A 13,654-nucleotide genomic window follows, 5' to 3' on the forward strand; every position below is an offset into this window, starting at 1 on the left:
TTCCACGCCGGATCATTCGGCGTAAAATGCACAGCAGCATAGAACAGCCACCCCCGGCCACGCATCCTCCTTCGGCGTATAAGCCGTACCGTGATAAAAGACATGATTTACCCCACCCAGCCAGTAATTATCCAGCGCCTTCTTCACATCCGCATAACTGCTCAGAAAATGCTCGTCCAGCCAGGTCACCGTCTCCGCCGATGCCAGCCGCTTCCCGGTCACATGCGCCGCGGAAGTCCCCCACTTAAACCGCAGCACATCAGCGCCCTCCGTCTCCGGTATATCGCTAGCCGCATATAGATCCAGTATATTCGCCGGCGAACCATGCGCCTGATTGCGTATCAACGCCCCCGCGCACGCGCCCAGTCTCCCCAGGGCCTTGTGAACTCATCCAGCAACAGGTCCGATATCGTTTCCCTAAAGTCACACAACACCCTCCCATCCCCTTTCAGCAGCGCAGGCAATCGCATCTTCAGATCATACCCCCTCCGCCGCCGGAACTCATCAAACAGACGGGGAGTCCAGTTCCCCTGGCCCCTCGAGTCGTCCACCTCATACGAATCATTAAAAAAACTACGCAGACCCGCAAGATCATGCCCCGCAAACGCCGAGTCAAAACGGCTCAGATATTTCTTCAGCGCGACCCCGGAAAAATGATCGATGACATTTCCCTCCGCCCCCGGCGCCGCCCGCTCCACCATCTTCCCATGCATCCCCCGGAACGCCCCATACAAAGTCCACCGCCCTCCCGACAAGGGCGCAACCCAATCCAGCAACCCATCAGCCCCCACGCGGGAGCCGACATCCACCACCTCGCCGCTGTCAGAACACGCCACCAGCGCCTGCAACGGCAGCCATCTCCCAAACCGCACCTGGAACAACGCAAGTCCCTGCAGGTCCTTATTCGCAAAAACCGGCTCCGCCAACTGGTCGATCTTCACAGCCCTCCCATCCGTGTGAACATACGGCTCCTGCATATACCTTATCGTGTCGGGCAGCCGATGCCCCCATCCACGACCCAGCTCTTCACAAATAACTCCTTACACGCATAATTGCTGTCGATCAGCGGCCCGCCGCCAAACGGCCAGCCCGTGCCGGTCGACATATCGAGCCCCAGCCCCAGCCGCCGCGCCTCGCGCAGCGTATACTCCAGCATCCTTATCCACTCCGGAGAGAGATAGTTGATGAACTTATTCTCATATCCCCTCACGCCATAAATAGGAGTCAGCTCCATCCCGCCCAGACCCGCAGCCTTGTACTGCTCCAGATTCCAGGTCAGACCCGCCTGATCCACCGCGCTCCCCATCCACCACCATCTCGTCCAGGGCTTAGCCGTCTGTGTAACTTCCGGCCACCCCACCCCGGGCGGCGCCACCTGCGCCAACCCCGTAAGCCTGCAACCTAACAAAACTACTATGCTAAGACTTCTTACATTCCACCGCATATACTTCCTCCTTGCCTTCAAAGTTAGCCCGGAAGATAACCCACTTTCCGTCCGGGGAAAAATGCACATTCGGTTCCAATTTATAATACTGATCCTTCATATTCACCAGCCGCTCCGCCACAAATCGATCCCCGTCCGGATGAAACAGATAGATCCACCGCCCATCCTTCGCATGTGCCACCTGCCCGGCATCACCCCCATCCCCGCAAAACTCCCGCTCGTCAGCAGCGACATTAAAATGAATAGACCACTCGTCCCGCGTCATCGCATACTTCTTCTCCGCACCCGTCGCCACATCCACAGCCCCGAGATAAAAAGTCTGCCCCTTCGGTATCTGCCAGTCAAAATAGATCGTCTTCCCGTCCGGACTAAAGAACTCATGCCCCGCAATCTCATTCCCGACCGTCCGCCTGTGCATTAGCCTCACCTCCCCCGACTTCATCCGGATGGTCCAGATCCTATCCACCTTCTGCCACGGTCCTTCATGACAGAACATCAGCAGGTCGGGGTCCGTCGGCGAATACTGCACATGACCCAGCCAGGTATTCTCCGTATGTATCGGCTTCAGCTCCCCCGTCTTCGTGTTGATCGTAAACAAGGTATTCGGAAGATGCGCGTCAAAGACCCTGTCGAAGAAATCATGCTTCTCGGGATATTTCTTCAATATCTCTTTCTGCTCATCGCTGGCCTTCACACCCGCCAGCAGCGTCTCATCCGCATTCAGCGTCGTGATGCTGCCTTTGAAGTCGGCGGGAAAAACATAGACCAGACGGGTAACCCCATCCGCGATCCTCGTCGCAAAAACGCTATCGTGCGACTGATAATAGACACTATTGCTCTTATGCCCCACGATCTCGCCGTTCGCACCACCCCTTCCGACCTGCCGCAATGCCAGCGTCCTCAGGTCTACCGTATACAGATGCTTCCCGCTGGCATCGGTACTGTAGAAGATCATCTGATTCCCGATAAAGGGATTGTTGTGGAAATAAAAGCTAAGGTTGTCTCCCTCCTTCCTCGACAACCGAACCACCTTGTGATGCGTATCCTGATCGATCCACTCCGGAGGCATCTCTTTCTTTGGACCCGTCTCCGCCAGCGGCTGGGCCCGGACGACCAATTGCAATAATATACAGGCAGCAGACAAAGCCGCACGAAAGGTCAGCGAGTGGTAGGTCATAATGGCTTACTTTATAAAGATCATCAATACCCGGGGTTTTGAACATATAGACCCGGCGCAGCATCCAATTGCGATTGAGGCACCGGGTAAATAATATAATTGGCCGTCACCTGATTGATTCTCTTCTGGGCATCTTCCGAACCGATCCAGTTATTCATGACCGTGAGCAGACTGCCACTCCGCTGCAGGTCGAACCACCTCGAACCTTCGTCGGCAAACTCCTTTCTTCGCTCGTCATACAGTTGCGCCAGGGTAAACCCGGATTTGGCAGCCAGGCCTGCCCTGTTCCTCACCTGGTTGATGATCCCATCCACATCGCTTTGCGAACCGGGCGCCCCATTCAGAATACACTCCGCCTTCATCATCAGGATATCCGTATACCGGAGGGCGATAAAGTTGATGCCCCAGTCAAATCGGCTGGCGCTGGGTATTTTTGTAATATCCACCCACTTCTTAAAGAAAGGCCTTGTCTCCGTGCTTCCGGCACTCGTGTACCCCGCGGTATATATAGTGGAGGCCAGCCGCAGGTCGCCGGGTTCATAATCTTTCACCAGATCGTTCGACACCGGGATAATCTCAAGGCTTCCATTTGACTTTGTATCCTTCAGCGACAGAAAATATCCGCTCGGGGTCAGTTGCCGGGGAAGTCGGCGCCGTAAGTGCCCACCAGGGAAGTGGTCGTACCGCTGATGCCGGAAAGAAACAGGACATCGAATACGGCCTCCTTATTACCCGTCGCAACAGGACTTTGGTTGGTATAGGAGAATATATTGGCATAGCTGGGGTTAAAGGCAAACTGACCACTGCCGATGATATCCTGTATCAATGACAGCGCCTGCGACCATTCGTTGGACGCCAGCCCCGGGCCGCTGATGCCGTAGTTCGGTCCCGAACGGGCCATATAGACCTGCGCCAGGATACCCTCCGCGGCATACCCGGTAACCCGGCCCACATCCACTCCCGTATAGGCAGCGGGCAGATTGGCAATCGCATACTGCAGATCGGAAATGATCAGCTTGTATACGTCGGCAACGGTCCCCTGTTTGATCTTATTGGCCTCATCTACCGCCACAGGATGATCGATGACCGGCAGCTTCCCGAAATACCTCACCAGGTCGAAGTAATAAAAGGCACGGAGGAACGTGGCCTCGGCCTCGGAGACGGGTTGCCAGGCTCGCCGACCCGACGTTGACACCATTCTTCGCCAATTGATCCAAAACGGTATTGGCGCGGAAGATGCCATTAAAATCCGTATTCCAGGCTTCCTCCACATACGTATTGGGAGCGATACCGGGAGAGAAATCATTTATCGGATCCCAGTCCCGGACCGCCACCGATACTCCATAGATATTGTCCGACCGTACCTCACTGAGAAATTGCACGCGGTCCGGATATCCGCGCAGGTCTGCATAGACGGCATTGACGCCTTGAATGAAATCACTGGGAGACTTATAGAATGTCTGGGTCGTGGCCGACGAAATAGGCGCCTGGTTCAGCCGCTTGTTACAGGCGGTCCCCGCAACGATCAGCGCAATGACAATCAGAAAGCATAACTTTTTCATTGTTTACTCGATTTTGAAAGGAACATCAAAAGGTGACGTTTAGACCAACGATCAGCGATTTTGCCAGTGGCAGACCACCATAATCCCCCGCCTCAGGATAAGCCGAATTAGTGCTGATGGTCGTATTGGCCGCTTCCGGATTCAACCCGCCTTTGTATTTATCATACCCAAAAATTCTCGGCGGTGGCATAGATTCGCATGCTCTGAATGGTGTTGGTCCTGATCACCCGCCGTAAGTTATAGCCCAGCGTAATATTTCGCACCCTTATATAGTCAGACCAATACAGCCAGTCGGTATTGGCGACAAATCCAAATGTCGAATAGGCCTTGCTCACACGCCCAGCTCCTGGATTGGAAGGAGACTCCCATCGATGGGTGTAGAATTCCGGGGCATTGTCCGTAAAACCCTGACCGGTACGGGTGATCGCCCGGCCCAGCAACGAATAGATATTTCCCCCCTGTTGCCCTTGCACGAGGATGCTCAGGTCAAATCCCTTATACCGGAACGTATTCGTCATGCCAAATGTAAAGTTGGGGTTCGGATGACCCACTATCTGCTTGTCCGCTTCGGTGATAACGCCATCGCCGTTGATATCCTGGTATTTGGGGTCGCCAACCGTCTCGCCCGTACCATACAAAGCCAGCTTTCTTGTTGATATCGTCCTGGGTTAGGATACCTGTCTGCCGCACGGTATAGATGCTGTTCAGCGGGCTGCCGACACGAAGGATATTGTCCGACACGTCAAAGCCATTGGGAATGATGATCTGCTTCTGGTTGCCATACAAGGCGACGATCTTATTACCGTTATGGCTCACATTGATGCTGGTGCTCCACTCAAAAGCCCCCACAAGGTTCCGGGTCGTCACTTCCAGCTCTTCCCCTATATTCCGTACAGACCCCGCATTCCGCAAGGCAGACTGCTGACCCGTCACCTCCGGCACCGGAACATTCAATAAAAGTTGAGTATTCAGCTTATTGTAATAGTCAAAGGATCCCGTGATCCGGTTGCCCATCAATCCGAAATCGACACCAATGTCATAGGTCTGCGATCTTTCCCACTTCAGATCGGGATTGGAGATCACGTTCGGAGCCTGACCGATCGCCGCGGCAGGGGTCGAACCCAGCACATAACCATAAGACCCCAGGGTGGGGACATTGTAATCACCGATATTATTGTTGCCGTTCACGCCATAGCTGGCTCTCAGCTTTAAGTCGCTGACCACCGGCGCCTTCTTCATAAAATTTTCCTCGATCACCCTCCATCCCAGCGAAGCCGACGGAAATACCCCGTACCGATTGTTGACCCCAAAGCGTGAAGACCCATCCGTGCGCAGGCTCGCCGACAGCAGGTATTTGCTCTTATAAGCATACTGCGCGCGGCTGAAATAAGAAACCAGTACATTCTGAGTCGATCCGTTGGCGCCGGTTAGCGCAGTCCCGGCTACAGATGCCTGCGTGATCGTCCGGATCGAGCTGCTGGTAAATCCACCCACCGAGGTGACCCCGAACTGGTCCAGGCGATCGATATTGTAGGCCTGTCCCGCCAGCAGGTTCAGACTATGATCGTCATGGATCACCATATTATAGGTCAGTGTATTCTCATTGACAAAGGTCAGCCTCCTGTAATTGCTGTACGTACCGGAAGTAGCAGACGTCAGGTTGGAATTGGTAGCCGCATTAAAAGTCCGGCTGGCCTGCGTGCCCGTCGTGATATAAGGAACATAAGTGCTCGTATTGCTGTTCGTGTTGTCCAGATTCACCGTACTCCTAAACGTCAGCCCTTTGATGAGCTGCACCTCTCCATACAGACTGCTCAGGACACGGGACCGCTTCGTCTGACCGATATTGTATTGCAGCTTTCCCAGGGGAGCATTGGTACTATTGCTCCAAAGATACTGGGCATTCTTGCCGATATTGGGATAATCACCCACCGAGTCTTCCTGGACAGGCGACATGCTCAGGGCCTGGTGGAAGATATTGTCCTTTCCCTCGACACCCGGGTCATTCGAAATGGAATAAGACGGCGCGGCCGCAATACCGAACTTCAGAACCTTGCTGGCATTGATGTCCACATTCGCCCGTGCCGAATACATCGTATAATCCAACCCCTTTACAAAACCTTCCTGCTTCGCATAGTTCCCGGAAACATAATACCGCACCGCATCATTCCCACCACTGACGGCAACCTCTCCATTCTGCATCATCCCCTTCCGCTCGATCACCTTCTGCCAGTCTTTGAATTCCAGACCAGGATGACCCGGCTGCGCCCACCGCGGATCGATCATATATTGTACGTTGACCTGCCCCGGAGCCAGCCCGATGATTGCAGCACGGGTAGCAGGAGCATCACCCGCCGTAGCGCCCGAAGCTCCATATTTGAGCACATAGGCCGCATTGATCATCTCCGTAGCCCGGTCGATCCACTGCTGGCCGTTCAGCATTTCCAACTTTTTTGCGGCCTGGTTGTAACCGGTATAACCATTCACACTAATCCTCGGCTTGCCGCTCAGACCGTGCCTGGTCGTGATCAGCACGACGCCATTCGACGCCCTGGATCCATAAATGGCCGCTGCAGCAGCATCTTTCAACACCTGCACGCTTTCGATGTCGTTCGGACTGATATTATCGAGAGGATTGCCGCCTATAAAAGACCCATTACCCGTGTTGGAAGAGTTATTGGCCAGAGGCATACCGTCGATCACATACAGAGGCTCATTACCAGCGCTGATAGAACCCGAACCTCTTACCTGAATACTGAACGCCTTACCCGGCACCCCGGTCGTTTGCCTGACACCGACGCCTGCCAGCTGTCCGACAAGAGCCTGATCGACCCGGGTAATAGGCCGCTCATCGAAATGCTCGTTCTTCAGCATCGCCGTAGCGCCGGTAACATTGGCCCGTTTCTGAGTTCCGTATCCAACTACCACGATGTCGCCGAGCGAAGCGCCGGTCAGCTTCATCGACACGTCTATCTGGTGACGGGATGCCAGCCTCACCTCCTGTGTTTCGTACCCGATAAAACTAAACATAATGGTAGCATTTCCGGACGCGGCATCCAGCGCAAACGACCCGTCAGCACCCGTAGTAGTGGCGGAACGGGCTCCCTTTACCTGAACGGTAACATTGGAAAATGGCGCACCCGCCTGATCTGTCACTTTCCCGGTGACATGAAAACTACCCGGGAAAAAGAAAAAATGGAAAGACTAGCAGCAATGTCGCTAAGGACACTGCCACTGGGAGAATGGACTTTTTCATACAGCAAAGCAGTTATTAAATTAATCGGACAGACTAAAAATAGAATTATTGAATGCCCGAACTATCCTGCCGCATCCTGCTTTTCAGGGGGAATCTACGCAATCGTTACCGGAAGTGTAAAATTGACAGTTAAAGAAATCCCAGCTCCAGCTTGGCTTCTTCCGTCATCATTTCCTTCGTCCAGGGCGGATCGAAGGTCAGCTGTACATGACAATCCATAACACCCTCGATACCCTCCACCTTCTGCTGTACGTCCTGTACGATCTCTCCGGCCACGGGACAGGCCGGCGCTGTAAGTGTCATTGTGATCTTTATTTTTCCACCATCATTGATCCGAATCTCGTACACCAGACCCAGATCAAAAATATTCACCGGTATCTCCGGATCGAATACCGTCCGCAAAGCGTCCTCTATCCGGTCGCGCAAATTGTCGCCACCAGATGCTCCACCAGGAGCAATCTCCCCCTTATTCGGCTCACTGCTGCCGGTTTCAACTACTTCATTCATTGCTTAACCGATTTAGCCATGTACCCCACGGCATATAACTTAATTTGTTTAACCATCGACAACAACCCGTTCGACCTCGTCGGCGAAAGATGACTGCTCAACCCGATAGCATCGATAAATGTAATTTCCGCCTCCGCGATCTCTTTAGGCGTGTGTCCCGAAAGGACCTTGATAACCAGACTGATCAACCCTTTGGTGATCACAGCATCGCTGTCCGCCGTAAACTCCAGCTTCCCATCGATGTAGTCAACGTGCAGCCAAACCCTCGACTGACAGCCCCGGATCAGATTGTCATCCGTTTTATACTTGTCTTCTATAAGAGGTAATTCCTTCCCAAGCTGGATAATATACTCGTACTTATCATCCCAGTTACCCAAATATTCAAAATCGGAAACTATATCTTCCTGTTGTTCCTGGATCGTCATAAGTTTCTACCCCAGCATTTTTGCAGCCTTCTTAATCCCCGCAGCCAGCCTGTCTATATCCTCCCTCGAGGTATACACCGCCATCGAAGCCCGGACCGTACCCGGAATACAATATCTGTCCATCACAGGCTGTGCGCAGTGGTGACCCGTCCGCACCGCAATCCCCTGCTTGTCCAGCAGTTCGCCGAGGTCGAACGGATGGATATTCCCAACCAGAAAAGATATCACACCGGCCCTCCGCGAAGCATCCGTCCTGCCGATAAGCCGCAGCCCGTCAATATCCCCCAGCACCCCCAGCGCATATTCCATCAACTCGTGCTCAGCTCGCTGAATATTCTGAATACCCAGCCCCTGGACATAGTCGATAGCCGCGCCAAGACCGACCGAACCGGCCATATCCGGCGTGCCCGCCTCGAACTTATACGGAAGATCATTGTACGTCGTCTTTTCAAAGCTCACCGTCTTGATCATCTCTCCCCCACCCTGATAGGGCGGCAGCTGATTCAGCCACTCCTCCTTGCCATACAGTATCCCAAATCCGGTAGGGCCATACAGCTTGTGGGAAGAGAACGCCAAAAAGTCCACGTCCAGCTGCTGAACATCGACCTCCATATGCTGTACCGCCTGCGCCGCATCCAGCAGCACAGGGATCCCATGCTTATGTGCCGCCGCTATGATCGTCGCCACCGGGTTGATCGTCCCCAGCGCATTCGAAACATAATTGAACGCTAACAGCTTTACTCCCTCCAACAATTTATCCAGCTCGTCCAGCACCAGCTCGCCGTTGTCGTCGATCGGGATCACCTTCAGCTGTGCACCCTCTCTTCCGTTACCAGCTGCCAGGGAACGATATTCGAATGGTGCTCCATGCCGCTGACAAGAATACTGTCCCCTTCTTTCAGGAACTTCTTCCCGAAACTAGCCGCCACCAGATTGATGGACTCCGTCGTACCGCGCGTAAAAATGACCTCGTGCGTATGACGCGCATTGATGTATTCCGCCACCTTCCGGCGACCATCCTCGTAGGCGTCTGTAGCCAGCTGGCTCAGATGATGGACACCCCGGTGAACATTGCTGTTGATCGTGGTATAGTAGTCGTCCATCGCCTTCAGTACGGAGACGGGCTTCTGCGTCGTCGCCGCATTATCCAGATACACCAGGGGATGACCAAACACCGTCTGCCCGAGGATCGGAAAATCTTTCCTGATCCTGGCAATATCCAGCCGGCTCGTCCCCGATATGGAAATCATACCAATCTCACTCATCATATCAATTTTGTGTTTGACTCGGAATATGCTGACTGATCAGCTCATTCACATATGCCTCTACTGCCTCATGCTTTATCTTCTCCGTCACGTCAAATGCAAACGCTGCGATCAGCAACGCCTTCGCCGTTTCCTCCCCAAGCCCGCGGGCACGGAGATAGAACAGGGCCTCGTCGCTGAACTGCCCCACCGTCGAACCATGACTGCACTTCACGTCGTCTGCATAGATCTCCAGTTCCGGCTTGCTGTCTATCGTTGCCTGCTTGCTGATGACGAGGTTATTGTTCTGCTGAAAAGCATTCGTCTTCTGCGCGTCCTGGTGTACATATACCTTTCCGTTGAATACTCCCGTCGACTTCTCCAGCAGAACGCCCTTGTAGAGCTCGTTGCTGAAACAATGTGGCTTCTGGTGATCGACCAGCGTATGATTGTCCACCAGCTGCCCGCCGGCCGCCAGATACAGACCGTACAGATGCGTCTCCGTATGATCCTCCTCCAGGCGCGCCTGCAGGTCATTCCGCACCAGCTCGGCGCCGGGCAGAGTAAAAGTATAGTTGTTGTACAGGCTCTGCTTCTGCTGCCGCACCGTCGTATGCTGCACCAGCCGGACTCCCTGACCCGCCGTCTGCAGGACAACATGATCCAGTTTGGCATCGGTCTTCGCAAATATCTCCGTAAGACGATTCACCCACAGCTTCACTTCACCCGCGGCCGAAACGACGGACTCAACGATAGAGGCTTCAGAATTACGCCCGGCGACAATTACATGCCTCGGCTGTATCAGTAGGTTGCGGTCGGACGTAAAGACGTTCACAACGTGCAGAGGCTTCTCCACCACGGCGCCATCCCTGACCCGGATAAACAGTCCATCCGTAAACAACGCCGTATTCAAATACGCAAAATGCTGATTACCCCATTTCCCGTTACCGAAATAACCGGCGAACTGAGGGTCTTTCAACACCTGCGCTACCCGGAATAACTCGATTCCCTTCGGCAGCTCCCCCTTGATCTTTCCGTCCCACACGCCATTGACCAGCACGACCTGACAGGCATCAAATCCGGGGATCGTAGCCTTCGCCACCACACCGGCAGGCGCAGCCACAGCCGCAACAGGTTCACTACCCGGCACCAGTCCATTCAGCGCAAACTCGTCCTTCAGATAGCGGGTGATATTCGTATACTTCCAGTCCTCATTGCGGATAGACGGAAAGCCCAGCAGCCTGAACTGATCGAAAGCCGACTGCCTCGCACGGCTAACCTCGTCCACATCCGCTCCGGCGGCCGACAACTCATGATAGCCCCTGACGACGGCGTCGTACAGGGGAATAGCCGGTTCTTGTATTAAGCTCATGATTTTTTGCTCTTAGTTCAATCTTAAATTGTACCTACTTCCTCTTCTGGAATACCCAGCTTCTTTTTAGACAGTACCTACTTCCTCTTTCTCCTTCAGCCAGTCATACCCCTTCTCTTCCAGTTCGAGGGCCAGTTCCTTCGTGCCGGATTTGACGATACGTCCGTCGTACAGCACGTGTACAAAATCAGGAACGATATATTCGAGCAATCGCTGATAGTGCGTGATGATCAGAAACGCATTCTTGTCCGAACGCAGCTTGTTGACACCCTTGGCAACGATCCGAAGTGCGTCGATATCCAGACCCGAATCCGTTTCGTCAAGAATGGACAGCGAAGGCTCCAGCATCGCCAGCTGAAAGATCTCATTCCTCTTCTTCTCCCCCGGAGAACCCTTCGTTCAGCGACCGGTTGACCAGCTTAGCGTCGAATTCCACCAGCTTCTGCCTTTCCTTCGACAGCTGCAGAAAAGCCTTCGCATCCAGCGGCGGCAGATTCCGGTAAGCCCTTATCTCGCCAAGCGCCGTTTTCAGAAAATTGATATTCGAAACACCCGGTATCTCCACCGGATACTGAAACGCCGAGGAACACACCCTCACGGGCCCTGTCTTCCGGAGACATCTCCAGCAAATTCTTGCCTTCGAACCAAACCTCACCCTCCGTGACCTCATAGTTCTCGCGGCCTGCCAGCACGGAAGCCAGCGAGCTCTTACCAGCTCCGTTCGGCCCCATGATCGCATGCACTTCGCCTGCATTGACCGTCAGATTCAACCCTTTCAAGATCTGTTTCCCTTCAACCTCAGCATGTAAATTTTTAATGATCAGCATCTCTATATATTGTTTAAACTAGCCTACACTACCTGGCCCCCGCGGAGGCCGTAAAAAATTACCCTACACTACCTTCTAATGTGATTGACAACAACTTCTGCGCTTCCACAGCAAACTCCATCGGCAGCTGATTCAGCACTTCCTTCGCATAACCGTTGATGATCAGCGCCACCGCCTTCTCCGAATCGATACCCCGCTGGTTCAGATAGAATATCTGGTCCTCGCCGATCTTCGAGGTCGTCGCTTCGTGCTCGATCGTCGCCGTATTGTTCTTCGATTCGATATAAGGGAATGTATGCGCGCCGCAGCGATCGCCGATCAGCAGAGAGTCACACTGCGTAAAATTTCTCGCATTGTCTGCCTTCGGCCCCATCTGCACCAGGCCGCGATAGCTGTTCTGGCCGTGTCCGGCCGAGATCCCCTTCGAAATGATCCTGCTCTTCGTATTGCGGCCGATATGGTGCATCTTCGTACCCGTATCCGCGATCTGCTTGTTCTTGGTCACCGCCACCGAATAGAACTCCCCGGTGGAATTGTCCCCCTGCAGGATCACGCTCGGATATTTCCAGGTGATGGAAGAACCCGTCTCCACCTGCGTCCAGGATATCTTGGAATTGGCTCCCTTGCAGATCCCCCTCTTCGTCACGAAATTATAGATCCCGCCCTTGCCGTCCTTGTCACCGGGATACCAGTTCTGGACAGTAGAATACTTGATCTCCGCATTCTCCATCGCGATCAGCTCCACAACCGCGGCATGCAGCTGATTCTCGTCCCGCATCGGCGCCGTACAACCTTCCAGATAGCTAACATAACTGCCCTCGTCGGCGATGATCAGCGTCCGCTCGAACTGACCCGTATTCTCCGTATTGATCCGGAAATAGGTGGACAACTCCATGGGACAACGCACCCCCTGGGGATATATACAAAGGACCCGTCCGAGAACGCCGCCGCATTCAGGGCAGCAAATATGTTGTCGGAATGGGGAACCACCGAACCGACGTATTTCTGCACCAGCTCAGGATGCTCCCTGACCGCCTCACCAAAACTACAGAAGATGATACCCAGCTCCTTCAGTTTATCCTTATAGGTAGTCGCAACCGACACACTGTCAAACACTACGTCCACGGCTACCCCAGCCAGCGCCTTCTGCTCGTTCAGCGGAATACCCAGCTTCTCGAAAGTCGCCAGCAGCTCCGGATCCACCTCGTCCAGACTGTCGTATTTCTTCTTGCTCTTCGGCGCAGCGTAATACGATATTTTTTGGAAATCGATGGGCGGCATCTCAAAATTCTGCCATGCCGGCAGCTTCTGCCTGCCAAAAGCCTGCAACCCCTTCAGCCTCCACTCCAACAGCCACCCGGGTTCATTCTTTTGGCAGAGATATAGCGTATCGTTTCCTCGTTAAGCCCAGCCGGCGCCACATCCATCTCAATGTCCGTGACAAAACCAAACTCGTACTCCTTATTGGCTATATTGTCAATTATTTCGTTGTCGTTGGCCATAATTTTATTTCGTACTTCTTTATTCTAAAAATCTCTCCTTTCCCCACTCAGCGGTTCACATCCATCTCCCCTGCCCTTCTGCGGTTCCCGCCCCTCCTAAACCGAAAAACTCTCCCCACAACTACAGGTCCGGGAAGCGTTCGGATTATTAAAAGTCAACCCCTTCCCATTCAACCCACCCGAATAATCCAATTCCGTCCCATACAGATAGAGCAAACTCTTCATATCCACAACTACCTTCACCCCCTTGTCCTCAAATACCTGATCCCCCTCCTTCTGAACAGTGTCAAAATCCATCTTGTATTCCAGACCGGAACACCCCCGCTCTTCACCCCTAC

The 13,654-nt window shown here is 53.6% G+C and carries 17 protein-coding genes and 3 pseudogenes; all 20 read right to left on the minus strand.

Annotation, left to right across the window (positions count from 1 at the left end; genetic code table 11):
- Window positions 1-12: 12 nt before the first annotated feature.
- The 20 genes and pseudogenes from ACQ86N_RS35185 to ACQ86N_RS35280 all read right to left on the minus strand — a co-directional run bounded on the left by ACQ86N_RS35185 (window position 13) and on the right by ACQ86N_RS35280 (window position 13,613).
- Window positions 13-345, minus strand: coding sequence for a glycosyl hydrolase (locus ACQ86N_RS35185; RefSeq protein WP_431211131.1), 333 nt, complete (start codon window positions 343-345; stop codon window positions 13-15).
- A complete protein-coding gene (locus tag ACQ86N_RS35190; RefSeq protein WP_431211132.1) occupies window positions 342-977 on the minus strand; it encodes a glycosyl hydrolase in 636 nt (211 codons plus the stop codon). The genes ACQ86N_RS35185 and ACQ86N_RS35190 overlap by 4 nt, the downstream gene beginning before the upstream one ends.
- A 5-nt stretch (window positions 978-982) precedes the next feature.
- The gene (locus ACQ86N_RS35195; RefSeq protein WP_431211133.1) at window positions 983-1,444 is read right to left on the minus strand and encodes a glycosyl hydrolase; all 462 of its coding nucleotides are present in this window, start codon (window positions 1,442-1,444) and stop codon (window positions 983-985) included.
- A complete protein-coding gene (locus ACQ86N_RS35200; RefSeq protein ID WP_431211134.1) occupies window positions 1,419-2,621 on the minus strand; it encodes an oligogalacturonate lyase family protein in 1,203 nt (400 codons plus the stop codon). The genes ACQ86N_RS35195 and ACQ86N_RS35200 overlap by 26 nt, the downstream gene beginning before the upstream one ends.
- Before the next feature lie 23 nt (window positions 2,622-2,644).
- The gene (locus ACQ86N_RS35205) at window positions 2,645-3,172 is read right to left on the minus strand and encodes a RagB/SusD family nutrient uptake outer membrane protein (RefSeq protein ID WP_431211135.1); all 528 of its coding nucleotides are present in this window, start codon (window positions 3,170-3,172) and stop codon (window positions 2,645-2,647) included.
- Window positions 3,173-3,252: 80 nt separating this feature from the next.
- Window positions 3,253-3,732, minus strand: coding sequence for a RagB/SusD family nutrient uptake outer membrane protein (locus ACQ86N_RS35210; protein WP_431211136.1), 480 nt, complete (start codon window positions 3,730-3,732; stop codon window positions 3,253-3,255).
- Window positions 3,680-4,183 (minus strand): hypothetical protein, encoded by a 504-nt coding sequence (locus ACQ86N_RS35215; RefSeq protein ID WP_431211137.1) that lies wholly within the window; start codon window positions 4,181-4,183, stop codon window positions 3,680-3,682. Before ACQ86N_RS35215 ends, ACQ86N_RS35210 begins: the two co-directional genes overlap by 53 nt.
- A 161-nt stretch (window positions 4,184-4,344) precedes the next feature.
- On the minus strand, window positions 4,345-4,701 hold the full coding sequence (locus ACQ86N_RS35220) for a hypothetical protein (RefSeq protein ID WP_431211138.1): 357 nt from the start codon (window positions 4,699-4,701) through the stop codon (window positions 4,345-4,347).
- A pseudogene (locus ACQ86N_RS35225) lies at window positions 4,679-7,342 on the minus strand (SusC/RagA family TonB-linked outer membrane protein); the annotation flags it as partial. The gene ACQ86N_RS35220 and the pseudogene ACQ86N_RS35225, both read right to left, overlap by 23 nt.
- A gap of 226 nt (window positions 7,343-7,568) precedes the next feature.
- On the minus strand, window positions 7,569-7,946 hold the full coding sequence (locus ACQ86N_RS35230; protein ID WP_431211139.1) for a DUF59 domain-containing protein: 378 nt from the start codon (window positions 7,944-7,946) through the stop codon (window positions 7,569-7,571).
- The gene (locus ACQ86N_RS35235) at window positions 7,943-8,371 is read right to left on the minus strand and encodes a SufE family protein (RefSeq protein WP_431211140.1); all 429 of its coding nucleotides are present in this window, start codon (window positions 8,369-8,371) and stop codon (window positions 7,943-7,945) included. Before ACQ86N_RS35235 ends, ACQ86N_RS35230 begins: the two co-directional genes overlap by 4 nt.
- 6 nt (window positions 8,372-8,377) lie before the next feature.
- Window positions 8,378-9,639: pseudogene (locus ACQ86N_RS35240) on the minus strand (aminotransferase class V-fold PLP-dependent enzyme).
- A 1-nt stretch (window position 9,640) separates the two neighbouring features.
- Entirely contained in the window at window positions 9,641-10,987 is a 1,347-nt protein-coding gene (sufD, locus tag ACQ86N_RS35245; RefSeq protein WP_431211141.1) for a Fe-S cluster assembly protein SufD, read from the minus strand.
- A gap of 66 nt (window positions 10,988-11,053) precedes the next feature.
- The gene (locus ACQ86N_RS35250; protein WP_431211142.1) at window positions 11,054-11,335 is read right to left on the minus strand and encodes a hypothetical protein; all 282 of its coding nucleotides are present in this window, start codon (window positions 11,333-11,335) and stop codon (window positions 11,054-11,056) included.
- A gap of 16 nt (window positions 11,336-11,351) precedes the next feature.
- A complete protein-coding gene (locus tag ACQ86N_RS35255) occupies window positions 11,352-11,585 on the minus strand; it encodes a hypothetical protein (protein WP_431218029.1) in 234 nt (77 codons plus the stop codon).
- Window positions 11,586-11,661: 76 nt separating this feature from the next.
- Window positions 11,662-11,814, minus strand: a pseudogene (locus tag ACQ86N_RS35260) (ATP-binding cassette domain-containing protein); the annotation flags it as partial.
- Between the two features lie 58 nt (window positions 11,815-11,872).
- Entirely contained in the window at window positions 11,873-12,709 is an 837-nt protein-coding gene (sufB, locus tag ACQ86N_RS35265) for a Fe-S cluster assembly protein SufB (RefSeq protein WP_431211143.1), read from the minus strand.
- Entirely contained in the window at window positions 12,646-13,164 is a 519-nt protein-coding gene (locus tag ACQ86N_RS35270) for a hypothetical protein (protein ID WP_431211144.1), read from the minus strand. The genes sufB and ACQ86N_RS35270 overlap by 64 nt, the downstream gene beginning before the upstream one ends.
- Entirely contained in the window at window positions 13,149-13,316 is a 168-nt protein-coding gene (locus tag ACQ86N_RS35275) for a hypothetical protein (protein ID WP_431211145.1), read from the minus strand. The genes ACQ86N_RS35270 and ACQ86N_RS35275 overlap by 16 nt, the downstream gene beginning before the upstream one ends.
- A gap of 96 nt (window positions 13,317-13,412) precedes the next feature.
- Window positions 13,413-13,613 carry a HesB/IscA family protein gene (locus tag ACQ86N_RS35280; protein ID WP_431211146.1) on the minus strand — a complete coding sequence of 67 codons (201 nt, stop codon included), beginning with the start codon at window positions 13,611-13,613 and terminating at the stop codon, window positions 13,413-13,415.
- Window positions 13,614-13,654: the final 41 nt, after the last annotated feature.

Origin of the sequence: Puia sp. P3, assembly GCF_050632245.1 — a bacterium.
In the GTDB taxonomy this organism is placed as follows: domain Bacteria; phylum Bacteroidota; class Bacteroidia; order Chitinophagales; family Chitinophagaceae; genus Puia.

Coding starts and splice junctions, on each gene's coding strand:
- ACQ86N_RS35190 (WP_431211132.1), bottom strand. CDS start 977: ATGCAGGAGCCGTATGTTCACACGGATGGGAGGGCTGTGAAGATCGAC.
- ACQ86N_RS35195 (WP_431211133.1), bottom strand. CDS start 1,444: ATGCGGTGGAATGTAAGAAGTCTTAGCATAGTAGTTTTGTTAGGTTGC.
- ACQ86N_RS35200 (WP_431211134.1), bottom strand. CDS start 2,621: ATGACCTACCACTCGCTGACCTTTCGTGCGGCTTTGTCTGCTGCCTGT.
- ACQ86N_RS35215 (WP_431211137.1), bottom strand. CDS start 4,183: ATGAAAAAGTTATGCTTTCTGATTGTCATTGCGCTGATCGTTGCGGGG.
- ACQ86N_RS35220 (WP_431211138.1), bottom strand. CDS start 4,701: ATGACGAATACGTTCCGGTATAAGGGATTTGACCTGAGCATCCTCGTG.
- ACQ86N_RS35230 (WP_431211139.1), bottom strand. CDS start 7,946: ATGAATGAAGTAGTTGAAACCGGCAGCAGTGAGCCGAATAAGGGGGAG.
- ACQ86N_RS35235 (WP_431211140.1), bottom strand. CDS start 8,371: ATGACGATCCAGGAACAACAGGAAGATATAGTTTCCGATTTTGAATAT.
- sufD (WP_431211141.1), bottom strand. CDS start 10,987: ATGAGCTTAATACAAGAACCGGCTATTCCCCTGTACGACGCCGTCGTC.
- ACQ86N_RS35250 (WP_431211142.1), bottom strand. CDS start 11,335: ATGCTGGAGCCTTCGCTGTCCATTCTTGACGAAACGGATTCGGGTCTG.
- sufB (WP_431211143.1), bottom strand. CDS start 12,709: ATGGAGTTGTCCACCTATTTCCGGATCAATACGGAGAATACGGGTCAG.
- ACQ86N_RS35275 (WP_431211145.1), bottom strand. CDS start 13,316: ATGGCCAACGACAACGAAATAATTGACAATATAGCCAATAAGGAGTAC.
- ACQ86N_RS35280 (WP_431211146.1), bottom strand. CDS start 13,613: ATGGATTTTGACACTGTTCAGAAGGAGGGGGATCAGGTATTTGAGGAC.